Here is a 2,561-nt window from a genome sequence, read left to right as displayed (position 1 = left end):
CCGAAACAGCCCCACCTCCACCGCAAACAACCCACACTGCGCAAACACCGTCTCATCCAACCCCAACGCATCCCCGCTGATCACCTCCCGCAGCGAACGCTCCAACACCCCCTCGAAATACCCACACACCTCATCAAACGCCTCCGCGAACACCGGGAACGCCTCATACAACTCCCGGCCCATCCCGACCCGCTGACTACCCTGACCCGAGAACAACACCGCGAGCTTCCCCGGCACCACCGGACCCCGCACCACACCCGCCACCGGTACGCCATCCACCAGCGCGCCCAGCCCGGCGGCGAAGCCCTTACGGTCAGCGGCCAGGACCACCGCCCGGTGCTCGAACACCGACCGTGTCGTGGCCAACGACAGCGCCACATCGGCCACGGGCGCCTCCGCCCCGGCCTGACTCCGCGCGTACGGCAGCAACCGCTCCGCCTGTGCCCGCAACGCACCCTCGGACTTCGCCGACACCACCCACGGCACCAGCACCGACTCCTCGGGGCCCTCGGTCACCGGCTCGGCGACGGGCGTCTCCTCGGGGGCGTGTTCCAGGATGACGTGTGCGTTGGTGCCGCTGATACCGAAGGACGACACACCCGCACGCCGCGGACGGCCCGTATCCGGCCACACCACCGCATCCGTCAACAACTCCACCGCACCCGCCGACCACTCCACATGCGGCGACGGCTCATCAACATGCAACGTCCTCGGCAGCACACCATGCCGCATCGCCAACACCATCTTCATCACACCCGCCACACCAGCAGCCGCCTGCGTATGACCGATGTTCGACTTGATCGCGCCCAACCACAGCGGCCGACCCTCCGCGGCACGCTCCTGGCCATACGTCGCCAGCAACGCCTGCGCCTCGATCGGATCACCCAGCTTCGTCCCCGTACCGTGCGCCTCCACCGCATCCACCTCAGCGGCCGACAACCGAGCACTCTCCAACGCCGCCCGAATCACCCGCTGCTGCGACGGACCATTCGGCGCCGACAGCCCATTACTCGCACCATCCTGATTCACGGCCGAACCACGCACCACCGCCAACACCCGATGACCATTACGCCGCGCATCCGACAGCCGCTCCAGCAACAGCATCCCGACGCCCTCCGCCCAGCCGGTGCCGTCCGCGGCCCCCGCGAAGGGCTTGCAACGGCCGTCCGGAGCCAGTCCGCGCTGACGGCTGAACTCCACGAACGCGACCGGGCTGGCCATGACCGTCGCGCCGCCCGCGAGGGCCAGCGAGCACTCGCCCTGCCGCAGCGCTTGTGCGGCCCAGTGCAGCGCCACCAGGGACGACGAGCAGGCGGTATCCACGGTCACCGCGGGTCCCTCGAAGCCGAAGGTGTAGGAGATACGCCCTGAGGCCACGCTCCCGGCGTTGCCCGTCATGAGGTAGCCCTCGGTGGCCTCGCCGGCCTGCTGCACCGCATCGGTGTAGTCGTGGTAGGTCAGCCCGCAGAACACGCCGGTCTGGCTGCCGCGCACCGACGCCGGGTCGATACCGGCCCGCTCCAGCGCCTCCCACGACGTCTCCAGCAGCAACCGCTGCTGCGGATCCATCGCCAACGCCTCACGCGGCGAAATTCCGAAGAACTCCGGCTCGAAATCACCCGCGTCATACAGGAAACCACCCTCACGCGCATACGCCGTGCCCCTGTGATCGGGATCCGGGTGATACAGCCCCTCCAGGTCCCAGCCACGATCGTCGGGCAGCCCCGAGATCGCGTCCCCACCGCTGATGAGCAGTTGCCACAGCTCTTCGGGCGTACGCACACCGCCCGGGAAGCGGCAGCCCATCCCGACGATGGCGATCGGCTCGTCGTCGGTCGCGGCCCTGCGCGCCGACGACGTGTCCTGGACCCGGTCGAGAGCCGGGGTGTCGTCATCGGCCAGTTCGGAGCCCATCACCTCGCTGAAGATGTGGCGGGCTACCGCGGTCGGTGTCGGATAGTCGAAGACCAGCGTGGCCGGAAGCCGGAGACCGGTGGCAGCGTTGAGGCGGTTGCGCAGCTCGACCGCGGTGAGCGAGTCGAAGCCGATGTCGCTGAACGCACGGTCGGGAGCGATCGCGTCCGATTCCGTATGGCCGAGCACGGATCCCGCGTGATCGGTCACCAGCTCCAGCAGGACGTCCTCCCGCTCGGTCCGTGCCAGACCCGTGAGACGCCGTACGAGGGCGGTGGTGCCGCCCTGGTCGTCGGCGGTGGCGTCGATCACCCGCCGGGCCGAGACGCCGATGAGGTGGCGCAGCAGAGCGGGTGTGGTGCCGGGCCGGGCGTGTGCGCGGAGCACCGCGACGTCCATACGCGTCGGCACCAGCAGCGGGTCACCGGTCGTGTGTGCCGCGTCGAAGAGGGCCAGCCCCTCGTCGGCAGGCAGGGGGGTCATCCCGAACCGGGCCATCCGGGCCATGTCGACGTCGCTCAGGTGGCCGGTCATATCGCTGCGTTCGGCCCAGAAACCCCACGCCAACGACACCCCCGCAAGCCCACGCGCCCGACGGCGCGCCGCCAGACCATCCAGGAACATGTTCGCCGCCGCATAGTTCCCCT

Annotated in this window: 1 protein-coding gene; it reads right to left on the bottom strand. The window is 69.3% G+C overall.

Features of this window, described 5'->3' with window-relative positions; translation table 11 throughout:
* The coding region (locus J5X86_RS50075) for a type I polyketide synthase (RefSeq protein WP_208523217.1) at window positions 1-2,561 on the bottom strand (2,561 nt) is incomplete at both ends.

Origin of the sequence: Streptomyces sp. NEAU-YJ-81 (assembly GCF_017592595.1) — a bacterium.
GTDB classification, from domain to species: domain Bacteria; phylum Actinomycetota; class Actinomycetes; order Streptomycetales; family Streptomycetaceae; genus Streptomyces; species Streptomyces hygroscopicus_B.
Note: the sequence above shows the minus strand (reverse complement) of the source record. Positions and strands in the feature narration are given on the sequence as shown.